Annotated in this window: 19 protein-coding genes; 3 read left to right on the forward strand and 16 right to left on the reverse strand. The window is 65.7% G+C overall.

Translation table 11 applies throughout. The features are described 5' to 3' along the window. Positions 1 to 133: 133 nt before the first annotated feature. From Q2K57_RS05375 to ccmA, 13 genes are all read right to left on the reverse strand, one after another. The gene (locus Q2K57_RS05375; RefSeq protein WP_304526272.1) at positions 134 to 397 is read right to left on the reverse strand and encodes a YheU family protein; all 264 of its coding nucleotides are present in this window, start codon (positions 395 to 397) and stop codon (positions 134 to 136) included. Continuing rightward, on the reverse strand, positions 394 to 2484 hold the full coding sequence (ligA, locus tag Q2K57_RS05380; RefSeq protein WP_304526273.1) for an NAD-dependent DNA ligase LigA: 2091 nt from the start codon (positions 2482 to 2484) through the stop codon (positions 394 to 396). Before ligA ends, Q2K57_RS05375 begins: the two co-directional genes overlap by 4 nt. Positions 2485 to 2627: 143 nt before the next feature. Beyond that, on the reverse strand, positions 2628 to 4295 hold the full coding sequence (zipA, locus tag Q2K57_RS05385; RefSeq protein WP_304526274.1) for a cell division protein ZipA: 1668 nt from the start codon (positions 4293 to 4295) through the stop codon (positions 2628 to 2630). Between the two features lie 256 nt (positions 4296 to 4551). Further along, positions 4552 to 8076 carry a chromosome segregation protein SMC gene (gene smc, locus Q2K57_RS05390; RefSeq protein WP_304526275.1) on the reverse strand — a complete coding sequence of 1175 codons (3525 nt, stop codon included), beginning with the start codon at positions 8074 to 8076 and terminating at the stop codon, positions 4552 to 4554. Positions 8077 to 8078: 2 nt separating this feature from the next. After that, complete coding sequence (gene ccmI / locus Q2K57_RS05395) at positions 8079 to 9413, reverse strand: c-type cytochrome biogenesis protein CcmI (RefSeq protein WP_304526276.1); 1335 nt, start codon at positions 9411 to 9413, stop codon at positions 8079 to 8081. Then, the gene (locus Q2K57_RS05400; RefSeq protein WP_304526660.1) at positions 9414 to 9860 is read right to left on the reverse strand and encodes a cytochrome c-type biogenesis protein; all 447 of its coding nucleotides are present in this window, start codon (positions 9858 to 9860) and stop codon (positions 9414 to 9416) included. An 89-nt stretch (positions 9861 to 9949) separates the two neighbouring features. Then, the gene (locus tag Q2K57_RS05405) at positions 9950 to 10477 is read right to left on the reverse strand and encodes a DsbE family thiol:disulfide interchange protein (protein ID WP_304526277.1); all 528 of its coding nucleotides are present in this window, start codon (positions 10475 to 10477) and stop codon (positions 9950 to 9952) included. After that, positions 10474 to 12507 carry a heme lyase CcmF/NrfE family subunit gene (locus Q2K57_RS05410; protein WP_304526278.1) on the reverse strand — a complete coding sequence of 678 codons (2034 nt, stop codon included), beginning with the start codon at positions 12505 to 12507 and terminating at the stop codon, positions 10474 to 10476. Before Q2K57_RS05410 ends, Q2K57_RS05405 begins: the two co-directional genes overlap by 4 nt. A gap of 12 nt (positions 12508 to 12519) precedes the next feature. Further along, positions 12520 to 13020 (reverse strand): cytochrome c maturation protein CcmE, encoded by a 501-nt coding sequence (ccmE, locus tag Q2K57_RS05415; RefSeq protein ID WP_304526279.1) that lies wholly within the window; start codon positions 13018 to 13020, stop codon positions 12520 to 12522. Beyond that, the gene (gene ccmD, locus Q2K57_RS05420) at positions 13010 to 13210 is read right to left on the reverse strand and encodes a heme exporter protein CcmD (protein ID WP_112053844.1); all 201 of its coding nucleotides are present in this window, start codon (positions 13208 to 13210) and stop codon (positions 13010 to 13012) included. Before ccmD ends, ccmE begins: the two co-directional genes overlap by 11 nt. After that, entirely contained in the window at positions 13210 to 13950 is a 741-nt protein-coding gene (locus tag Q2K57_RS05425) for a heme ABC transporter permease (RefSeq protein ID WP_304526280.1), read from the reverse strand. Before Q2K57_RS05425 ends, ccmD begins: the two co-directional genes overlap by 1 nt. 13 nt (positions 13951 to 13963) lie before the next feature. Beyond that, a complete protein-coding gene (gene ccmB, locus Q2K57_RS05430) occupies positions 13964 to 14695 on the reverse strand; it encodes a heme exporter protein CcmB (RefSeq protein WP_304526281.1) in 732 nt (243 codons plus the stop codon). Continuing rightward, positions 14682 to 15326: a cytochrome c biogenesis heme-transporting ATPase CcmA gene (gene ccmA, locus Q2K57_RS05435; RefSeq protein WP_304526282.1), complete on the reverse strand. Its 645-nt coding sequence runs from the start codon at positions 15324 to 15326 to the stop codon at positions 14682 to 14684. The genes ccmB and ccmA overlap by 14 nt, the downstream gene beginning before the upstream one ends. 236 nt (positions 15327 to 15562) lie before the next feature. Between ccmA and Q2K57_RS05440 the strand changes: the two genes are divergently transcribed. After that, positions 15563 to 16033: a LexA family transcriptional regulator gene (locus Q2K57_RS05440; RefSeq protein WP_112053848.1), complete on the forward strand. Its 471-nt coding sequence runs from the start codon at positions 15563 to 15565 to the stop codon at positions 16031 to 16033. Further along, complete coding sequence (locus tag Q2K57_RS05445) at positions 16033 to 16650, forward strand: YigZ family protein (RefSeq protein WP_304526283.1); 618 nt, start codon at positions 16033 to 16035, stop codon at positions 16648 to 16650. Before Q2K57_RS05440 ends, Q2K57_RS05445 begins: the two co-directional genes overlap by 1 nt. 92 nt (positions 16651 to 16742) lie before the next feature. Here the strand turns inward: Q2K57_RS05445 and Q2K57_RS05450 are convergent, their stop codons facing one another. The 3 genes from Q2K57_RS05450 to Q2K57_RS05460 form a co-directional block, all read right to left on the reverse strand. After that, a complete protein-coding gene (locus tag Q2K57_RS05450) occupies positions 16743 to 18065 on the reverse strand; it encodes a sodium ion-translocating decarboxylase subunit beta (protein ID WP_304526284.1) in 1323 nt (440 codons plus the stop codon). Between the two features lie 12 nt (positions 18066 to 18077). Continuing rightward, the gene (gene oadA / locus Q2K57_RS05455) at positions 18078 to 19892 is read right to left on the reverse strand and encodes a sodium-extruding oxaloacetate decarboxylase subunit alpha (RefSeq protein ID WP_304526285.1); all 1815 of its coding nucleotides are present in this window, start codon (positions 19890 to 19892) and stop codon (positions 18078 to 18080) included. 94 nt (positions 19893 to 19986) lie between these two features. After that, a complete protein-coding gene (locus Q2K57_RS05460; RefSeq protein ID WP_112053852.1) occupies positions 19987 to 20229 on the reverse strand; it encodes an OadG family protein in 243 nt (80 codons plus the stop codon). 159 nt (positions 20230 to 20388) lie between these two features. Here Q2K57_RS05460 and Q2K57_RS05465 point away from each other — a divergent pair, with 159 nt between their 5' ends. Then, positions 20389 to 21402, forward strand: a complete 1014-nt coding sequence (locus tag Q2K57_RS05465; protein WP_304526286.1) for a tRNA-dihydrouridine synthase — start codon at positions 20389 to 20391, stop codon at positions 21400 to 21402. Positions 21403 to 21404: the final 2 nt, after the last annotated feature.

Genomic DNA, 21404 nt, shown 5'->3' on the forward strand with positions numbered 1-21404 from the left:
GCGATAGCGGAACGACAACGGCCCCGCCTGGCGGGGCCGTTGTCGTGTGCAGGGTCTCAGTGCGCTCGAGAAGCCTCTTTTAAAGCCCTCTTGATCGCCCTTTGTGATCGACCCTTTTGATCAAAAGAGTTGATCAATCCTCTTCGTCGTCGGCGATATCGCGTCCGAAGGCGCGCCACTGAGCAAGCGTCATCACCTCGGTGAGCTCGGTCTGCAGGTCATGGGCGATCAGCAGTTCGCCGCGTTCGAGCTGACTCTTGAGCTCGCCGGCCCAACCGCGCATGCCCTCGCCGGTATCGGTGGTGTCATAGCCCTGACGGGTGACGAAGGCCTCGAGCAGGGCGTCCAGGGTCTCGCCGGGCAGCATGCGATAGGGGACTTCCACGAAACGGCTCATTGCGTCTCCTCTTCATTGTCAGCGTCACATTCAGAGCCGAAGGATTCGCCGCGCTCCCAGGCGGCCAGGCGGCTCAGGAATTCGGCCTCGTCGATCACCTGTACACCGAGATCCGTCGCCTTGGTGAGCTTGCTGCCGGCGGCCTCGCCGGCCACCAGGCAGGCCGTCTTCTTCGACACGCTGCCGGCGACCTTGGCGCCCAGCGCCTGCAGACGCGCCTTGCCCTCGTCGCGGGTCAGGTTCTCGAGGGTGCCGGTCAGCACCCAGGTCTCGCCGGTCAGCGGCTGCGGACGTTCGCTCACAGCTTCTTCCTGCCAGGTGAGACCCTGCGCGATCAGCGCTTCGATGGTCTCCCGGTTGTGGGGCTGGCGAAAGAACGTATGCAGATGGGCGGCGACGATCGGTCCCACGTCATCCACGGCCTCGAGGTCCGCCTGCTCGGCGGCCATCAGCCCCTCGAGGCTACCGAAATGGCGGGCCAGATTGTTGGCGGTGGCTTCACCGACCTCGCGGATGCCCAGGGCATAGATAAAGCGCGAAAGAGTGGTCGCTTTGGCCTTCTCCAGCGCCGCGACCAGGTTGGCCGCCGACTTCTCGCCCATCCGCGGCAGACCGGCCAGGACCTGGGCCGACAGGGTAAAGAGATCCGCCGGGGACGTCACCCAGTCGCGCTCGACCAGGGCATCGATCAGCTTCACGCCGAGCCCTTCGATATCCAGGGCGCGACGGCTGGCGAAATGCTTGAGCGCCTCCTTGCGCTGAGCCGGGCAAAAGAGCCCGCCGGAGCAGCGCGCTACGGCCTCGCCTTCCAAGCGCTCGATCTGCGATTCACAGACCGGGCAGCAGCTGGGGAAGACGATCTCGCGGGCATCTGCGGGCCGCTCTTCCTCGATCACCCTCACCACCTGCGGGATGACGTCACCGGCGCGGCGAATGCTGACCCGGTCGCCAATCTTCACGCCCAGCCGCGCGATCTCGTCCTGGTTATGCAGGGTGGCATTGGACACGGTAACGCCGGCCACCGAGACCGGTGCCAGCCGCGCGACGGGGGTGATGGCGCCGGTACGCCCGACCTGGAATTCGACGTCTTCGAGCGTCGTGACCTGTTCCTGGGCGGGAAACTTGAAGGCGATAGCCCAGCGCGGCGCCCGAGCCACGAAGCCCAGCTCGCGCTGAAGGCGCAGGTCATCGACCTTGATCACCGCGCCATCGATATCATAGCCAAGCCCGTCTCGCTTCTCGCCGAGGCGTCGGCAGTAGTCGATGATGCCTTCAGCTCCCTCGACCACTTCCAGTTCAGGGCTAACGCGAAAGCCCCAGTCACGCAGCAGGGCCATCTGCTCACTGTGCGTGGGTGTATCGATATTGGCCAAACTGACCGTTCCCTGGACGAGCTGGTAGGCGCTGAATTCCAGGGGACGCTTGTCTGTGATGCGCGGGTCGAGCTGACGCAGGCTGCCGGCGGCGGCGTTGCGAGGGTTGGCGAAGACCTTGGAGCCCTCCTCCCTGGCCTTGTCATTCATGGCCTCGAAGTCGGCGTGACGCATGGTGACCTCGCCACGTACCTCGAGCCGATCAGGCCACTTTTGGCCACGCAGACTAAGCGGAACCGACCTGAGCGTCTTGAGGTTAGAGGTAATTCCCTCACCGGTTTGGCCATCGCCTCGGGTGACGCCGGTATCAAGTTCACCTTGCCGATAGACCAGCGATACCGCCGCGCCATCGAGCTTGGGTTCACAGCAGAAAGACAGGGAATCGGGGGCGACCTCCAGGCGGTCGGCGACTCGCCGCACGAACTCGGCCAGCTCATCCTCATCGAAGGCGTTGTTGAGCGACAGCATGGGGACTTCATGCTGCACTTCGGGAAAACCATCGGCCGGGGCCGAGCCGACGCGCTGGGTCGGCGAGTCCGGCGTCACCAGCGCGGGGTACTCGGCCTCGATCTCCTGCAGGCGGCGCAGCTTGAGGTCGTAGTCCGCGTCGGTCAGCTGCGGCTCATCGAGCACATAGTAGCGGTAATTGGCGTCATCGAGGGCGGCACGCAGCTGGGCCACCTCGTCGAGGGTCTTGGTGTCAGGCTGGCTCATGAAGGGGTGGCATCACGTCAGGGAAGCAAACGGGCATTGTAGCGGATTGGCGGCGGGTCCCAAACGACGCGGCGGATCCCAAACGACACATGGGCTCCCGAAGGAGCCCATGTTGAGGGTCGTGACGGCAGAAGCTGCCGATATCAGTTGGCCTGAGTGCGATGCAGCCGGTGGCGGCGATCGAACTCCTGGACCCGCTCGCGGGCGAAACCCACGGTCTGGGCGGTCATCACGCTCTGGTTCTCGTCCTTCAGCTCGCCGCCCAGATGGCGCACCACCACCATGGCGGTCTCGACCATGGCCTCGAAGGCCGCGGAGCTGTCTTGCGCCCCGGGCAACGGCATCAGCAGACTGATGCCCGGCGTGGTGAAGTCGCCGCCGTCGGCGAGCGGGAAGGTCCCCGGCTTGATCACGTTGACCATCGAGAACTGCAGCTCGCTATGCGGGTCCTGGGTCTCGAAGCGATGGAAGATCTGCATGTCGCGGCAGTAGCGCAGACCGCAGGCCAGCATCAGATCCAGCAGTGCAGTGCCGGAGAAACCGTCCTCGTCGCGGGACATCACGCTGATGACGATGATTTCCTCGGCGTTGCCGAGGGTCTCGCGGGCATGCTCAACCTTGACGCCATTGCGCAGCGCACGCTGGATCGTAGGATGCGGTGGCTCGACGCCGTCGGTTAGCTCGGCCGCCTCGTCAGCATATTGAGAGGGGTCAAACGCGGCATAGCTCTCATCACCTCTTTCCTGTCTCTCGCTTTGGCGCATCTCATCCCGGCGTGCACTATCGCTTGCCTGCGCACTTGCCTGCGCGCTTTTCTGCGCAGACAACCGTGATGAAAACAGCGGGTCGTCGCCGTCGCGCTCTGCGGCGGCTTCGGCCGCGCGGCGAGCCTCACTTTCACGTTCGGCCTGTTCCTGCTGTCGACGGCTGGTTTCGCGTGCCTGACGCTCGGCCTTCTGACGCTCGCGCTCCAGCTTGTCCTTCTTACGCTTTTCCTTGCGGCTGGCCATCTTCTGCTGGATCGAGGAACCGAAGCGATGCATGGAATCACCTACCCTCGCCGAGCGGTCGCGCAGCGAATCGGACATGCCGTCGAAATCGACGAGCTGATAGCGCTCCTCATCATGGAAGCCTTCATGATCCGCGGGATCGGCGGCAAGACCGGACAGCACATCGTCCTGATGCTCCGTCGCGAATTCCTCCCGGGCATCGAAATCCATCCGTGCATCGGCGCCGACATTGGTCTCGCCTGGCTCGTCTATTACAGGCTGCTTGCCCTTCGGCTGAGTGTCAGCACGGGACATCTGACGGGCGTCGTCTTGCGGCGGTCCCGTATCCTGATAGCGCGGCTCTTGATGGTGGGGCTCTTGATGGTGGGGCTCTTGATGATGAGGCTCGTGATGGCGAGACTCTTGACGACCAGACGCCTGGGTGACCGTGGGTTCGCCGTCGTGCTGGCTCCCCTGACTCTGGCCACCCTTACTCTGACTTTCCTGGTCCTGGCGCCAACTGGACAGCACCCGAGACGGGCCCGGGTGCTCCTGGCGCTGCAGCTTGGGTTTCGAACGCGGCTCGTAGGCGGCGGGCTTGACGACCCGTGCCCCGCCATTGGGCAGCTCGCTGCGCACTTCGGCATCCCGAGCTTCCTGCTCAGGGTCGGTGTCTGACCCCGATGCTGAATCGATCGATGAGGCATCGACCTGATCCAGTCGGGGGACGCGACGCTGACGCTGGAGGCGACGTACACCATCGATCACGATGATGGTCACCAGCGCCAACCCCAGAATGATCAGCCACTCTCTAAGTTCCATGAGTTGTCTTGCCTGTCTGCTAGGGGCACCATGCCGGAAAGATTAACAGCCATTAGCATAGCGCGATTACCAAAAAAAGGGCCATGTCTTTTTTGATTGTCAAGCAACATTCGTTGCCTGACAGCATGTCGAATGGCCAGCGTAATCACCCTATGTGTGCGTCACCGACGTCGTTCATAACTCCCGTCTTGGTACCCGCTTTCGCGATCAGGTGCAAGCGTCGCATTTCACCGACTCGCCCCAGCCTGCGCCGTCTTCAGGCCTCGGCAAGTACCGCTGCCTCTTCGACACCGACCGATACCAAGCGCGAGACCCCGGGCTCCTGCATGGTCACACCCATCAAACGTTCAGCCGCTTCCATGGCGATCTTGTTGTGGGTGATATAGATGAACTGCACGGTCTCGGACATCTCCTTCACCAACTTGGCATAGCGTCCCACGTTGGCATCATCCAGGGGTGCATCGACCTCATCCAGCATGCAAAACGGGGCGGGGTTGAGCTGGAAGATGGCAAATACCAGCGACAGAGCAGTGAGCGCCTTTTCTCCACCCGACAGCAGATGAATGGTGCTGTTCTTCTTGCCCGGGGGCCTTGCCATGATGGCGACCCCGGTCTCGAGCAAATCCTCGCCCGTGAGGGTCAACCATGCGGTCCCGCCGCCGAAGACTTTGGGGAAAAGCGCCTGCAGACCGGCATCGACCTGATCGAAGGTCGCCTTGAAACGGGTGCGGGTCTCCTGATCAATCTTGCGGATCGCCCGGTCGAGAGTCTCCAGAGCCTCGGTCAGCTCGGCATGCTGGGCCTCCAGGTAGTCGCGCCGTTCGGCCTGCTGGTCGTATTCCTCGATGGCCGCGAGGTTGATGGCGCCGAGCCGGCGGATCTTGTCGCCCAGTCCGTCGAGGCGCTCGCGCCAGGCAGATTCGGTGGCGTTAGGGTCGAGGTGCTCGGCCAGGGCGTCGGCATCGTGGTTGAGCTCGGCCAGCTGCTCATCCTGGGCGTCGGCCTTCAATGCCAGGGCCTGAACCTGCATGCGCGCTTCCTGCAACCGCTCGCGGATTCCTTCCAGGTTACGCTCGTGCTGCTGACGAGCCTGCTCGTCCTCGCGAAGCTGTTCAGTGAAGGCGGCGGTCTTGTCGCGGCAGGCGGTTAGAGCCCGCTCGTCACGATCACGCTGGTGCAGCAGCTCTTCCAGGCGCTCGCGATTCTCCTCGTCAGGCTCGCGCAGCATCTCACGGCTCTCTTCGAGCTCGGCGCACTTCTCCTCGAGGCGGGCGCGGGATTCCTCGGCACGACCTTGCTGCTGACCGAGACCGGCGCGCTCGGTGGTCAGCCGCTGATGATCGAGCGCCAGCTGCTGGGCTCGCTGGGCCAGCGGACGCTGGCGCGTGCGCAGCGAAGCGAGCCGTTCCTGGGCCTCGCGGCGGGCGCGCTCTAGGCCCTCACGCTCGGCGCTGTCGTCTTCCAGACGCGCCATCGCGGCCTGCCACTGTTCGCGGGCTTCCTCCAGCGCCAGGGCACGCTCCTCGCGCTGCTCTTCGATGCGCTCAAGCTCTTCGTCGATCTCCCGGGCACGCGCCTCCAGATGTTCGAGACGGGTGGCGAGGTTGGCCTCGGCGAGCGTCCACTGCTGATGCCGCCCCTGCTGTTCGGTCTCGTCGCGCCGGCATTGCTCCAGGGTCGCCTCGATGTCCTGGTCGCGACGCTCGAGCGTTGCCAGCTGTTCGTCCAGTGCTGCCAGGGTGACGACGACCTCGTCGAGTTCCGCGGCTACCTCGTCCCGGCGACGGCGGCTGGTCAGCAGGCTGTCGCTGCCCTGCGCCTCGCCACGCCGGCGCACGAAGCCTTTGCCGAGCCACAGGCCCGCAGGAGTCACCAGGCTCTCGCCCGGCGGAAGGCTCGAGACCCGCGACCAGGCCTCTTGCTCGTCGGCGACGCAGTGAATACCGGTGAGCAGCAGCGCTGCAGCACCGGCGCCCTGCACCTTGCCGGCCAGGCCATCGGCATCCAGGCCCTCCAGAACATCCGAGGCCTCAAGGTCGCCATCCAGCAGCGCCAGGTCACCGAGCGCGGCGGTCTCCGCACTGGCGCCCAGCGCCTGGCGGGCGGTCGCCAGATCGACCAGTCGTGTATTGAGCCAGGGGGCGAGGATCCAGCCGACGACGTCTTCCCACTCGGTCTCCACCGACAGCCGCTCCCCGAGACGCGGGGCATCATCGAGGCCATGCTCGGCAAGATGCGCTTCCAGGGCGTCGTCGTGATCGGCAAGCGCCGCTTCGATCAGCGCATCTAGAGAGGCAAGTTCGCCCTGCAGGCTGTTGCGGCGCTGGCGTTCGGCCTCCCGGCGCGCCTCGGCGTCGCGACGCTCGTCGCGGGTCTGCTGGCGGCGATCCAGCGCCTGCTGACGGCGGTCTTCCAGGGCCTCGCGCTCCAGCTCGGCTTCGGCCAGGCGCTCGGCAAACTCGGCGCGCTGCTCGCGAAGCTCGCTGGCATCGGGCAGTTCTGCGTGCTGCTGACGGCGGCGCTGCACCTCGGCGGCCAGTGTCTCGACGCCCTGCTCGAGGTTACGCACCCGGTCCTGGGCGCGGTCGGCTTCGTGGCTCGCCTGCTGATGACGCTCGTTGAAGGCCTCCCAGCGCTCGCTATGTTCGGTGTTGGCGGCCTCGGCTTCCTCGAGAGCCTCTTCGAGCTGGGCCAGCTCTTCGGCGACCTCCTCCTGCTCGGGCCCCAGGGTCTCGAGGCGTTCGTCCAGCGCGGCCAGGCGCTCGCCGTCGCTATCGTTCAGCCGGTCGAGGTCGGCGAGTTCGGCACGGGCGCTTTCCAGATCACGCGCCAGCTGCTGCTCGCGGGTACGGGCGTGCTCGAGGCTCTGCTCGAGGCGGGCGATGGCGGTGGTGGTTTCATAGAAACGGGCCTGATGGCTCTCGAGTTCCTCGGCGAGGCGATCATGCTCGCTTCTTGCCTGTTCGAGCCGGGTCTCGCACTGACGTGCACCCAGCACCTCGCGCTCGACGCCGGTCTCGAGTTCGCGGACGCGACTCTCCTGCTCGTTCTGCTCGGCGCGCAGCGCACGGCCGCGCAGCAGTGCCAACTCGCCCTTGAGCCGGTATTCCTCCTGCTTGAGGGTCTGGTAGCGCTTGGCGGCGTCGGCCTGACGCTTCAGCCGTTCGAGCTGCTTGTCGAGCTCTTCGCGGATGTCGTCGAGACGCTCCAGATTCTCCTGAGTGCGCCGCATGCGGTTCTCGGTCTCGCGACGGCGCTCCTTGTACTTGGAGATGCCGGCGGCTTCTTCGAGGGTCGAACGCAGCTCTTCGGGGCGCGCCTCGACCAGCCGCGAGATCATGCCCTGGCCGATGATGGCGTAGGAGCGCGGCCCCAGGCCGGTGCCCATGAACAAATCGGCGATGTCGCGGCGCCGGCACTTCTGGCCGTTGAAGAAGTAGCTGGATTGGCTGTCGCGGGTCACCACGCGCTTGACGGCGATCTCGGCGTACTGGGCATAGACCCCACCCATGCTGCCGTCGCGGTTGTCGAACAAGAGTTCGATGGAAGCCTGGCCGACCGGCTTGCGGCCGGTGGAGCCGTTGAAGATGACGTCGGTCATCGACTCGCCGCGCAGGGTCTTGGCCGAGGATTCCCCCATCACCCAGCGCACGGCGTCGATGACGTTGGACTTGCCGCAACCGTTGGGGCCGACAATGGCGGTCATGTTGCTGTCAAAGGGCACGGTGACCGGATCGACGAAAGACTTGAAGCCGACCAGTTTGATGGACTTGAGCTGCATGGTTAGTCGTCGGCCTCGCTGCTGCTGGTGGCGACGACCCGGTCGATGATCACCTCGACCGGGGCGCCCGCCTCTTCGACACCCGCCGCTGAAACAGGTACCGCCGCGTGCTCGCCGACCAGATCGCCGGGTTGAGGCCTTGCCTGACCGCTGGGCGAGACCCGCACCACGAGGCGCGCCTCTGCCACCTGGGAAAGCTTGGCCATGGGGCTCATGGCATCACCGTCATCGAGGCGAACCGTCAGCGGCAGGTCACCAACCGTGGCGCGCACGATGGCCAGCGGCGGACGCTCTCCGGCCACATCGCGAGCCACCACGAAGACGCTGGCCCCGGCACCGACCCGTTCGGCGAGGCGCTCATCCAGGCGCACCCGCACGCTTATGCCGGGACCATTGGCGGCCGCCTGGCTAGCCGCGTTCTGGCTAGCGGCTACCTGGCCAGAGGCTGTCTGATCACGTTCTGTCTGACCCGGTGCTGCCTGACCCAGCCGCGACTGCGCCACGGCGATGCCCTGGCGCAGGGACTCGGCGGCGGCCGGATTGTTGAAGCCGGCCACGGCGCGCCGCCAGTAGTCGATGGCCTCTTCATAACGCCCGTGGTCGAAGGCCTCGATGCCCAGCATGCCAAGGATGGTCGGCTCACGCGGGTCCTTGTCGAGGGTCTCGTCGACCAGCGCCTGCACCTCAGACGTCAGGGTGCGGTTGGCGGCGAAGAACTGGATCTGCGCCAGCTGGGCGAGCAGCGACGGCTGGCGGCCTTCCAGCGCGATCAGCCGCTCCAGGGCGGCCACGGCCTGTGTGGGCTGACCATTGTCACGGTACAGCGGAAAAAGAGAGGCCCAGACGTTGGGGTTGTCGGGCTGACGGGTGGCTTCCTCTTCGAGGCGATTGATCATCATCGCCGGCGAGCCGTCGGGGGCCTGACGCACCTCCTGCTGCACGGCATAGAGGGCCAGATCGCCGGAGGCGCCCTGCTGGCTGTACCAGACGAAGGCCGCCACGGCCACCGCCACCATGGTGATCGGCACCATCAGTCGGCCGGCGCCGGCTGGCTTGAGCGGGCGCGTGGCTCGTGTTGCGGTGTCCTCGAGCAGGCTGCGTTCGAGCTCCAGGTGATCCTCGTCGAAACGCGCATCATCGATCTCGCCGCGCTCCCTTGCGGCCTCCAGAGAGGCCCGGCGCCGGCGATAGATGGCCAGGTTCTGCTCGGCGCTATGATCGGCATCCTCATAGGAACGCTGGGCCTTGGCGAGAGCACTGGCGCGGCGCAGCGGCAGGGCCAGCAGCCACAGCGCCGGCAGCAGCAGCACGGCCAGGGCGAGCCAGAGTAGGGTCATTCAGTGATCTCCTGATGGATCAGGGGGTCGATTGATCAGGGCATCCAGGCGCGCGCGCTCCTCGGCCGAGAGCTCGCGGGCCGACGCGCGGCGCCGGCGGCGCACGATCAGCGCCACCAATACGCCGCCGAGCAGCACCAGAGCGGCGGGCAGGCCCCACAGCAGCAGGGTGCGATCCTCCAGGCGCGGATTGTAGAGCACATAGTCACCGAAGCGAGCGACCATGAAGTCCTGAATCTCGCGGTCGCTGCGGCCTTCGCGCAACAGCGCCGCGACCCGCTCGCGCATGTCCTTGGCCACCGGCGAGTTGGAATCACCGATCGCCTGGTTCTGGCACTTCGGGCAGCGCAGGGCGCCGGTCAGGGAACGGTAACGCTCGGCGGTCACCGGGGAGTCGAAGTCGCGCACCTCGACCGCCGCTCGGGCCGGCTCGACGGAAAGCCCCATCAGCAGTGAAAGCAACAGCGCCGCGAGCAGCGTAAGGCCGAGACGACGCCTGACGGCAAGCAAGGTCGCAACGGGAGACGCGGCGGAGGTCATTGCCATTTGCGCACCTCCGGCATGATGGTCTCGGTGACGTCCTCGGGGGTGATATAGCCGGTGTGGTGATAGCGGATCACCCCGTCGGCATCGACCAGGAAGGTCTCCGGCGCGCCGTAGACGCCTAGCTCGAAGCCAAGTTCGCCCTCGGGATCGAACAGGTTGACCTCGAAGGGGTTACCGAACTCCTCGAGAAAGGCGCGCCCCTTCTCGCGGCTGTCCTTGTAGTCGACGCCGACCAGCCGCACGTCACGCTCCGCAAGATCAAGCAGCTGCGGCATCTCCTGCTTGCAGGTGGGACACCATTCGCCCCAGACGTTGACCAGGGTCACCTCGCCGCGAAGCAGCGAAGCGTCGAAACTCGCCTCAGGGTCCTCGAGGCTCGACAGCGTGAAGGCTGGGAAGTCCCGAGCCAGCAGCGCCGAATCCCGGGACGAGGGGTCCAACGACAGGCTGCGGTAGAGAAGCCCCGCCAGGGCGATGAAAAGCAGCAGCGGAATGGCCAGCAACAGACGACGCTTCATGCCCGTGCCTCCTTTCGCGTATCCCGCGGCGAATCGTCAGGCGCGGCGCCCAGCTCGCCCTGTGGCCGGGCGCTGCGCGCCTTGACGCGCTTGCGATAGCGCCGGTCGATCACCGCCACCAGCCCACCGGTGGCCATCAGCAACGCTCCGAGCCACAGCCAGCGCACGAAGGGCTTGAACTGAATGCGCAGCGCCCAGGAACCGTCGTCCAGCTCTTCGCCCATCGCCACATATAGGTCGCGCAGGAGCCCGGGACGCAGGGCGACCTGGGTCATCGGCATGCCGCGGGCGATATAGACGCGCTTCTCAGGGTGCATGGTGAAGAGGCGCGCCTCGCCGCCGCGGCTGACCGCAATGGTCGCGGTATCGGCCAGGTAGTTGGGGCCTCGCTGCTGGCCAAGTCCGGTCATGGTGAAGTCATAGCCCGCCACGGTGACGCTTTCGCCCACGTCGAGGCGCACGTTGCGCTCGACGTTGTAGTGCGAGACCACGGTGACGCCGACGATCGTCACCGCAAGGCCCAGATGACCCAGCACCATCCCCCAGTAGGCCGGCGACAGACGCCTGAGGGCCGAGAGCGGCGCGTCCGAACGCCGAACCTTGTCGACAAGATCACGCACCAGCGGGAGCACCACCCACAGCGCCGAGACCAGCCCGAGCGACACCCAGAGGTTCCACTCGCCGCCATAGATCAGAGGGGCCAGAAGGCCGATCACCAGCGCGGTGATGCCGGAAAGCGCCAGGCGACGGGCAAGCTCGCGGCCCGGCATGGCCTTCCAGCTCGACAGCGGGCCCAGACCCATGAACACGCAGAGAGTCACCGTCAGCGGCACGAAGAGCGCATTGAAGTACGGCGGGCCGACGCTGATCTTGCCAAGGTCCAGGGCATCCAGCACCAGCGGGTAGAGCGTGCCGAGCAGCACGGTGACGGTCATGATCACCAGCAGGATGTTGTTGATCAGCAGCAGCGCATCCCGCGACAGCCAGCTAAAGCGCACCGCATGGCTGACTCTGGGCGCGCGCAGGGCGAACACCGCTAGCGACGCGCCCACGGTGATGCCCAGCAGCGCGAGGATGAACATGCCCCGCGACGGGTCGTTGGCGAAGGCATGCACCGAGGTCAGCACCCCCGAGCGCACCAGGAAGGTACCGAGCAGCGACAGCGAAAAGGTGGTGATGGCCAGCAGCACCGTCCAGCTCTTGAAGGAGCCGCGCTTCTCTGTCACGGCCAGCGAATGGATCAGCGCGGTGCCGGCCAACCAGGGCAGCAGGGAGGCGTTCTCGACCGGGTCCCAGAACCACCAGCCGCCCCAGCCCAGCTCGTAGTAGGCCCACCAGCTGCCCAGCGCGATGCCGACGGTCAGAAAGGCCCAGGCGATATTGGTCCAGGGACGCGCCCAGCGGGTCCAGGCGGCATCGAGCCGGCCGCCGAGCAGGGCGGCAATGGCGAAGGCGAACACCACCGAGAACCCCACATAGCCCATGTAGAGCATCGGCGGATGGATGATCAGGCCGAAGTCCTGCAGCAGCGGATTGAGGTCGGCGCCATCCTGTGGCGGTATCGGCAGCACCCGCGTGAAGGGGTTGGAGGTCACCAGCACGAAGGTCAGAAAGCCAGCGCTCACTAGCCCCATGACCCCCAGCACCCGCGCCAGCATATCCCTTGGCAATTCCCGGGAGAAAAGGCTGGCGGCGAAGCCCCAGGCGCCGAGCAGCAGGCTCCACAGCAGCACCGAGCCCTCATGATTGCCCCAGACGGCGCTGGCCTTGTAGTACCAGGGCAGCATCGAATTGGAGTTGTTGGCGACGTTGGCGACGCTGAAGTCATCCAGCAGGTAGCTTGCGGTCAGGCAGGCGTAGGCGATAAACAGAAACAACAGCTGGCCCGCCGCCATGGGTTGGGCAAAGGCCATCCACAGCGGGCGGCGGGTGGCCGCCCCGGCCAGCGGCACCACCGCCTGGACCAGGGCCAGCAGCAGGGCCAGCACCAGCGCGAAGTGGCCGAGTTCGGGAATCATCTCAATCAGCATGGCAACTCCGGGTCAGTAGGCACCGCCGATCGCGCTACCGGCCTTGGGGGTGCTGTCACCGCCGGCGGACGAATAGTCGGCAGGGGAATAGCCGGCGGCCTTCAGGGCGTCGGCGACCTCGCTGGGCATGTAGTTCTCGTCGTGCTTGGCGAGCACCTCGCTTGCCGTCAGGTGGCCCTCGCCGTCGAGCTGGCCGACTACCACCACGCCCTGCCCCTCGCGGAAGAGGTCGGGCAGGATGCCGCTGTAGCGTACCTCGAGATCCTCGACGAAATCGGTGATCACGAAGGTGACATCCAGGCTCTCGGGGTCCCGGGCGACGCTGTTCTCCTTGACCATGCCACCGGCACGCAGGGTGCGGCTTACCGGCGCCTCGCCGGCGGCGATCTGCACCGGACTGAAGAACAGGTTGATGTTGCTGCGCAGGGCATACAGGGTCAGGCCGATCGCCAGCGCGGCCAGGGTCACCAAGCCAAGGATGACGAAGAGCTTCTGCTTGCGCTTAGGATGCATCGCGGTCGGTCCTCGGGTTGGCGGCTTCACGGCGCGCCCGGCGTTCAAGATCACGGAGCAGGCCGCGGCGTTCTCGCCGGGCATGCAGCACGCTGCCCACCATGGCGAGGGCCGTGACTGCCCAGGCGGACCACACGTAGGTGCCATAACCGCCCATGGCGAAGAAGGCGTCGAGGGAATCGAAAGCCATCAGGCGCCTCCCGCGGCGAGTTCACGCACCCAGTGCTTGCCGGCCTCGCGGCGCAGGATCTCGCTGCGGGTTCGCATCAGGGTCATGGCCGTAAAGAAAGCATAGAAGCCCAGGACCATCAGCAGCAGCGGCCACCACATCTCGACCGGCATCGAGGGACGCGAGGTGATCGAGAAAGACGCCGGCTGATGCAGGGTGTACCACCAGTCGACGGAATACTTGATCACCGGAATATTGATCACCCCGACCATGGCCAGCACCGAGGCGGCCCGAGAACCGCTGTCGCGGCTGGCAAAGGCGCCGCGCAGGGCGATCACGCCCAAGTACAGAAACAGCAGAATCAGCATCGAGGTCAGGCGGGCATCCCAGATCCACCAGGTGCCCCAGGTAGGCATGCCCCACACCGAGCCGGTGAACAGCGCAACGAAGGTCATCACCGCGCCCAGCGGCGCCATCACCGCGGCCGCCATGTCGGCGACCTTGATCTTCCAGACCATGAACACCAGCGCCGCCGCCGCCATGGAAACGAAGATCGACTGAGCGAGGAAGGCCGCCGGCACATGCACATAGATGATGCGAAAGCTGTCGCCCTGCTGGTAGTCGGCCGGGGCAAAGGCGAGCCCCCAGACGCTGCCAATGAGGATCAGGGCCACCGCCAGGGTCCAGCACCAGGGCAGGAGCCTTCCGCTAATACCATAGAACCACTTGGGTGATCCCACCTTGTGAATGAACGCCCACATACCCCGACATTCCTTATCCATTGATACTGATGCGTAGCGAAGCGGCAATGGCAAAGGGCGCCAGCATAAGCGCCCCGCAGCAAAGCGCGCCGAGTATCGCCAGGTGCGGGCCCACCGGATCGCCGATGATCGTCGCCTGCACGGCGCCGGTGCCGAAGATCAGCACCGGAATATTCAGCGGCAGCACCAGCAGCGAGAGCAGTACGCCGCCCCGGGACAGGCCGACCGTCAGGGCCGCGCCGATGGCGCCAATCAGGCTCAGGCTGACGCTACCCAGCGCCAGTGACAGCGACAGCACCAGGTAGCTCTCGGCCGGCAGCCCCAGCAGAAGCCCCAGCAACGGCGCCATCAGCGCCAGCGGCAGCCCAGTCATCAGCCAGTGCACGGCGACCTTGCCGAGCACCAGCGCCGACAGCGGCTGAGGCGCGAGCAGCAGCTGCTCGAGGCTGCCATCTTCGAAGTCGGCGCGAAACAGCGCATCCAGCGACAACAGCGTCGCCAGCAGCGCCGCCACCCACAAAAGCCCCGGCGCGATGGTGGCCAACAGTGCCTGCTGCGGCGAGATCCCCAGCGGAAACAGGGTAATCACCAGGGCGAAGAACGCCAGAGGGTTCAGGATATCGCTGCGCCGGCGCGCGGCGAGGATCAGGTCGCGCTTGAAGATGGCGACCATGGCGACGCCGAGGCCGTCGCGGGGCTCGACCATCTCGACCGCACTCGACGGGCCCCTGTCAGAGGATGACATGCTCACCCCCTTCACCGAGCTGAATGCGCTTCACGGAACCCTGGACGGCAAGGTCGTGATGGGTGGTCAACAGCACGCTACCGCCGGCGGCGACATGGCCATGCAGGCGCTGCTCCAGTGCGGCGACGCCCGGCTTGTCGATGGCGGTGAAGGGCTCGTCGAGCACCCACAGCGGCCGAGGCGTAAGCTCAAGGCGCGCCAGAGCCACCCGGCGCTGCTGCCCCGCCGAGAGCTGAGCCACCGGCAGGTCTTCGAAACCGGCCAGGCCGACCGCATGAAGCGCGTTGAGACGCGCCGCTTCGCTGCCCGTTTCACCCGCCAGCGCCTGATACCAGGCAAGGTTTTCAAGCGCCGTCAGCGCAGCCTTGATGCCGCTGGCATGCCCCAGATAGACAAGGTTGGACAGGAAGGCCTCCCGAACACGGGAAAGGGGCGCATCGCCCCAGCGGAGCTCGCCCTGGTAATCATCAAACTGACCCGAGAGAATCTTCAGAAGCGTGGTCTTGCCGCTGCCGTTGGGCCCTTCGACGCGTACCAGCTCGCCGGGGCCGATCACCAGATCAAGGTCACGAAACAGCATGCGTCCGTCGCGTTCACAGCTCAGGTTTCGCGCTTGCAGGCGAGCACTCACGAGGGTCTCCCAGGGTCGGTAATCCGCTCGGCACTGTACACGCTGCGGCCATTTCTCGCCAGCACGGGCCTTGCGGCAGCGAGTCGCATTGGCCTGTCATGACGCGGTTTTAGCGTGATTCCCTTGCGAGCCTCGCTGCCCTTGCTATGATGCAGGAGCACCGCCAAGAATACTGTAAATAACAACAGCTATTGAGCCATGGGCTCACTTCGACGCCGCGCCTAGGGAGAAAGATCATGCCGCACACCGCACCGCATTATCTGCACCGTCTACCCAACCTACCGCTCAGCAATGCCTGGGAGGAGATAACGGCCAGCGACATGGTCGAGGTCGAGCTACTTGGCAAGGTCGCCGCCGGCCTGCCCATCGAGGCCTGTCCCGACCAGGCCAGCGTGTTCATCCCGTCCCGCATGGTGCGGCGCAATACCTACGCGCTCAAGGTCTGCGGCGACTCGATGATCGACTGCAATATCTTCGACGGTGACGTGATCATCATCGAGCGCCAGGAAAGCGCCGAGAACGGCGAGACCGCCGTGGTGCTGATCAACAACCAGGAGGTCACCCTGAAGAAGCTCTACATCGAGAAGTCCGGTGTGCGCCTGCAGCCGGCCAACGAGACCATGGCACCGATCTATCTCAAGAACGACGACATCCAGGTGCTTGGCCTGGTCATGGGCGTGGTGCGCCAGCCGGCTCAGGCGGCCTGATGCGCTACCCGATTCCCGATCTCCCCCTTGGCGACTGGCGCGAGACCGAACTCGAGGTCGAGAAGAGTCGCTTTCTGACCTGGACCTGCCACGCCCCGGATACGGCGAGCTTCGAGGCCCTGCTGGCCGAGGCCCGGACGCGCCACCCCAACGCCAGCCATCACTGCAGCGCCTTCGTCGCCGGCCCGCCCGGCGAGCAACAGGCCATCGGCTTCTCGGATGACGGCGAGCCCGGCGGCACCGCCGGGCGCCCCATGTTTCAGGTGCTCGAGGGCGCCGGCATGGGCCAGGTGGGCTGCGTGGTCATTCGCTATTTCGGCGGCACCAAGCTCGGCACCGGCGGCCTGGCCCGCGCCTACTCCAAGGCCGTGGCTCAGGCTCTGGAGACACTGCCGAGCCGCGATTTCACCCAGCGCACCCCGCTGCGCATGAAGCTCGGCTTCGCCGGCGAGGCCGAGGCCCGCTCCTGGCTCAATGAGCAAGACATTCCCGTCGAGCAGGCCGACTACGGCGCCGATGGCGTCGTGCTCACCGTGGGCTGGCCCTCTGACCGGGACGCGGACCTCAGCGCCCTGGACAGCCGGCTCAAGGGGCAGCTTGAGCATCTGACCGACTGACGCCCGCCCCGGCATCTGCGCGCCTGATCGCCACAAAAAACGGCGCCCCAATGGGCGCCGTTTTTATCAACCGGCGGCGTAAACCGCGAGGCTCAGCCCAGGTACTTGATCATCACCCCGGCGGCGACCGCCGAGCCGATGACGCCGGCCACGTTCGGGCCCATGGCATGCATGAGCAGGAAGTTGTGGGGGTTGTACTCAAGCCCCACCTTGTTCGACACCCTTGCTGCCATTGGCACCGCCGACACGCCGGCCGAGCCGATCAGCGGATTGATCTCCATCTTGCTGAAGGTGTTCAGCAGCTTGGCCATCAACACGCCGCAGGCGGTACCGATTGCGAAGGCGATGATGCCAAGACTCAGGATCCCCAGGGTCTCGACGGCCAGGAAGCGATCCGCGATCAGCTTGGAGCCCACCGACAGGCCGAGGAAGATGGTCACGATGTTGATCAGCGCATTCTGTGACGTATCCGACAGACGCTCGACCACGCCGCATTCGCGCATCAGGTTGCCGAAGCAGAACATGCCGAGCAGCGGCGCGGCGTCCGGCAGGAACAGCACTACCAGGATCAACAGCACCAGCGGGAAGCAGATCTTCTCGAGCTTGGACACCGGCCGCAGCTGGGTCATGACGATCTGGCGTTCCTTTTCGCTGGTCAGCGCACGCATGATCGGTGGCTGAATCAGCGGCACCAGCGCCATGTAGGAATACGACGCCACGGCGATCGCCCCCAGCAGCTCAGGCGCCAGCAGACTCGACACATAAATCGAAGTCGGGCCGTCGGCCCCGCCGATGATGCCGATGGCGGCGGCCTGCTTGAGCGAGAAGTCCATCCAGCCAAGTGAGGTCAGCCCCACCGCGCCGAGCAGGGTGGCGAAGATACCGAACTGAGCCGCTGCCCCCAGAAACAGGGTGCGCGGATTGGCCAGCAGCGGACCGAAGTCGGTCATGGCGCCCACGCCCATGAAGATCACCAGCGGCGCGATGCCCGAAGCAATGGCCACGCTGTAGAAGTTGTAGAGCATGCCGTTGGTGAAGCCCACATCCTGAGCCACGTCCTGCGCGGCCCGCACCAGGTTGGGTGCGGTATCGCCATGCACCACCGCGGCGATGGCATGACGCGTGGTCTCAAGCGACGCCGAAGGGTCCAGGTTCATGCCCAGCGCACCGGCCATGCGCCCCAGCACTTCAGGAGTCGCCAGGTGCGCCGCCTGCTCGGCAGCGGACAGGGCAAGCCCGGCTTCGGGGATGTTGGCCAGTATCCCGCCGAAACCGATCGGCACCAGCAGTAGCGGCTCGAACTTCTTGTGGATCGCCAGGTAGAGCAGCAGCAGGCCGATGACGATCATCGCCGCCTGCCCAAGGCTCAGGTTGTAGAGTCCCGAGCCGTACCAGAGAGTCAGCAGTTTATCCATGAATCGGCGCCCTTACAGGACGACCAGCGCATCACCCACGGATACGCTGTCGCCTTCTTTGACTTTGACCGCAGAGACCGTGCCGGCGCTTGCCGCGCGGATTTCAGTCTCCATCTTCATGGCCTCGAGAATGATCACCACGTCGCCCTCGGCGACCTGATCGCCCGGCTTGACGTTGACCTTGAAGATATTGCCGGCGAGCGGCGCGCTGACGGTCTCACCGCTGGAGGCGGCCGGCGCCGCCGGGGCGGCGGCCTGACCGGCGTCATCCTGGGACTGAACCTGGCCGATTTCGCCCCCTTCAGCGACCTCGACCACATACTGCTTGCCGTTGACGGTAATAGTGTAGGTCTCGGGGCCCGCCGCCGGTGCCTCGCCGCCTGACTTGGCAGGAGCGCTGGCCGCCGGCACACCCGCCGCCTGGGCCTTGGGCGCTGGCTCGAAGGCATCGGGATTGTCGCGGTTCTTGAGGAACTTGAGCCCGATTTGCGGGAAGAGCGCATAGGTCAGCACATCGTCGATGCGTCGCTCGCCGTCTTCCAGGCGAATATTTTCTTCCTTGGCCTTGGCCTCGAGTTCCTGGGTCAGGCGCTCGACCTCCGGCTCCAGCCGGTCGGCCGGACGGCAGGTGATTGGCTGCTTGCCTTCCAGCACCCGCGACTGCAGGTCCTGGTTATAGCCCGAGGGCGCCGCGCCGTACTCGCCCTTGAGCAGCGCCTGGACCTCCTTGGAGATCGACTTGTAGCGGCTGCCCATCATCACGTTCATCACCGCCTGGGTGCCGACGATCTGCGAGGTCGGGGTCACCAGCGGAATGAAGCCCAGGTCTTCGCGGACCCGAGGAATCTCGCTGAGCACGTCATCGAGCTTGTCGCCGGCGCCCTGCTCCTTGAGCTGGCCTTCCATGTTGGTGAGCATGCCACCGGGCACCTGGGCGACCAGGATCCGCGAGTCGATGCCCTTCAGCGAGCCCTCGAAGGCGGCGTACTTCTTGCGCACTTCGCGGAAGTAGGCGGCGATATCCTCGAGCAGCTCGAGATCCAGGCCGGTGTCGCGGTCGGTATCCTTGAGCATCGCCACCACGGACTCGGTGGGGCTGTGCCCATAGGTCATCGACATCGAGGAGATGGCGGTATCGATATTGTCGATACCCGCCTCGACGGCCTTCAGGGCAGTCGCCGTGGACATGCCGGTGGTGGCATGGCACTGCATATGGATGGGGATCGACAGTTCCCGCTTGAGCTTGGATACCAGCTCGTAGGCGGTATAGGGCGCCAGCAGGCCGGCCATGTCCTTGATTGCCAGGGAGTCAGCGCCCATGTCGGCGATCTGCTTGGCGAGCTCGACCCAGCCGTCGATGGTGTGCACCGGGCTCACGGTATAGGCGATGGTGCCCTGGGCATGGCCCTCGTTGGCACGCACGGCCTTAATGGCTCGCTCGAGGTTGCGGGGGTCGTTCATGGCATCGAAGACGCGGAAGACATCGACGCCGTTGGTGCGGGCGCGCTCGACGAACTTGTCGACCACGTCGTCGGCATAGTGGCGGTAGCCCAGCAGGTTCTGGCCGCGCAGCAGCATCTGCTGCGGCGTATTGGGCATCGCTTCCTTGAGGGCACGAATGCGCGCCCAGGGGTCTTCACCCAGATAGCGAATGCAGGCATCGAAGGTGGCCCCGCCCCAAGACTCCAGTGACCAGAAACCGACCCGATCGAGCTTCTCGGCGATCGGCAGCATGTCGTCCAGGCGCATGCGAGTGGCGAACAGTGACTGGTGGGCGTCGCGCAGCACCACGTCGGTGATGCCCAATGGGCGTCGAGTCTCACTCATAACGGTTTATCCTTGTCTTTATCGATAATTCTGTCTGGCAGGCGGCGAGGCTCCCGACCTGCTAGCGGCGTGGCGTGGCGTGACGTCCGCCGGCCTAGCGACGATGACGCTGGCGATAGCGGTGCACGGCCGTGCTGATCACCACCATCAGATCATCATCCTGAGCGGCAGGCGCCGGCGCGCGCGCGGCTTCAGGCTTGGCCGGCACCGGCGCCCAGCGCGCGACCAGCTTCGACATGCCGGTGGTGGCGATGACCAGCACCGTCAGGAAGACGAAGACGAAGCCCATCCCGAACGCCATCAGCATCAGGCCTTCCTGCATCAGCGAGTCTTGCATATGAAATCCCCTTACTCGGTCGCGCCCAACCATGACTGTCCTGGGCATGCTATTCGACTGGTACAATAACCTGCCTGAACCTACCGATAATGCAATGACACCATGGTTGAGCAGAACGTAGTTAATTTACTACATGAAGGCCGCATCGGCCTAGCGCCCATGGAAGGCGTGATCGATGCCCATACCCGCGCCCTGCTCACCGAGCACCCAGGCTTCGACTGGACGGTGACGGAATTCGTGCGCGTGGTCGACGTGCGCCTGCCGCCGCGGGTCTTCTACAAGCACTGCCCGGAGCTTATTCAGGCGCCCGACTCCGCGCCTGGCCAGCCAAGGGTCATGACGCCCCATGGTATTCCGGTGCACCTGCAACTGCTGGGCTCGGATCCGGAGGCACTGGCCGCCAATGCGCGTCAGGCGGTGAGCCTTGGCGCGATCAGCCTCGACCTTAACTTCGGCTGCCCGGCCAAGACGGTCAATCGTCACGACGGCGGCGCTTCGCTGCTGCGCGACCCGCGCCGCCTCGAGCGGGCCGTGGCCGCGGTGCATCAGGCCGTGGACGGCGCCGTGCCGGTCACCGCCAAGGTGCGCCTGGGTTTCTCGGACCGCCTGCGAGCCCTGGACTGCGCGCTGGCCGCCGAGCGCGGCGGTGCCGCCTCGCTGGTGGTACATGCCCGCACCCGCGACGAGGGCTATCGACCGCCGGCCCACTGGGAGTGGATCGGTCGCATCCGTCATGCCCTGCGCATCCCGGTGATCGCCAATGGCGATATCTGGACGCTCGAGGACTACTGGAAGGCGCGCACCCTGTCCGGGTGTCCGGACGTGATGCTTGGCCGCGGCGCGCTCGCCGATCCCTTCCTGGCCCCACGCATCCGCCACTGGCAGCGCACCAACGAGCGTCTGCCCGCTACCCCATGGGCGGTTCGTGCCGACATTCTTGCCACCTATGCTGCATTGCAGCGTAGCACACTCCCCGAGCGTGTCGTGGTCTCGCTGCTCAAGCAGTGGCTGAACCAGATGCGCGCCCGGGACCCGGAAGCCGCCGGCCGCTTTCAGGTGCTGCGCCGCGAGACTCGCCTGGATCCCTTCCTGGCCGGCCTGACCGCCAAGAGCGCACCGGCAGAGAGCACCTCTCTCAAGCAACGGCGGCCAGCCACCACCTTAGCCACCTGAAT

This window comes from Halomonas sp. I5-271120 (assembly GCF_030553075.1).
GTDB classification, from domain to species: Bacteria; Pseudomonadota; Gammaproteobacteria; order Pseudomonadales; family Halomonadaceae; genus Onishia; species Onishia taeanensis_A.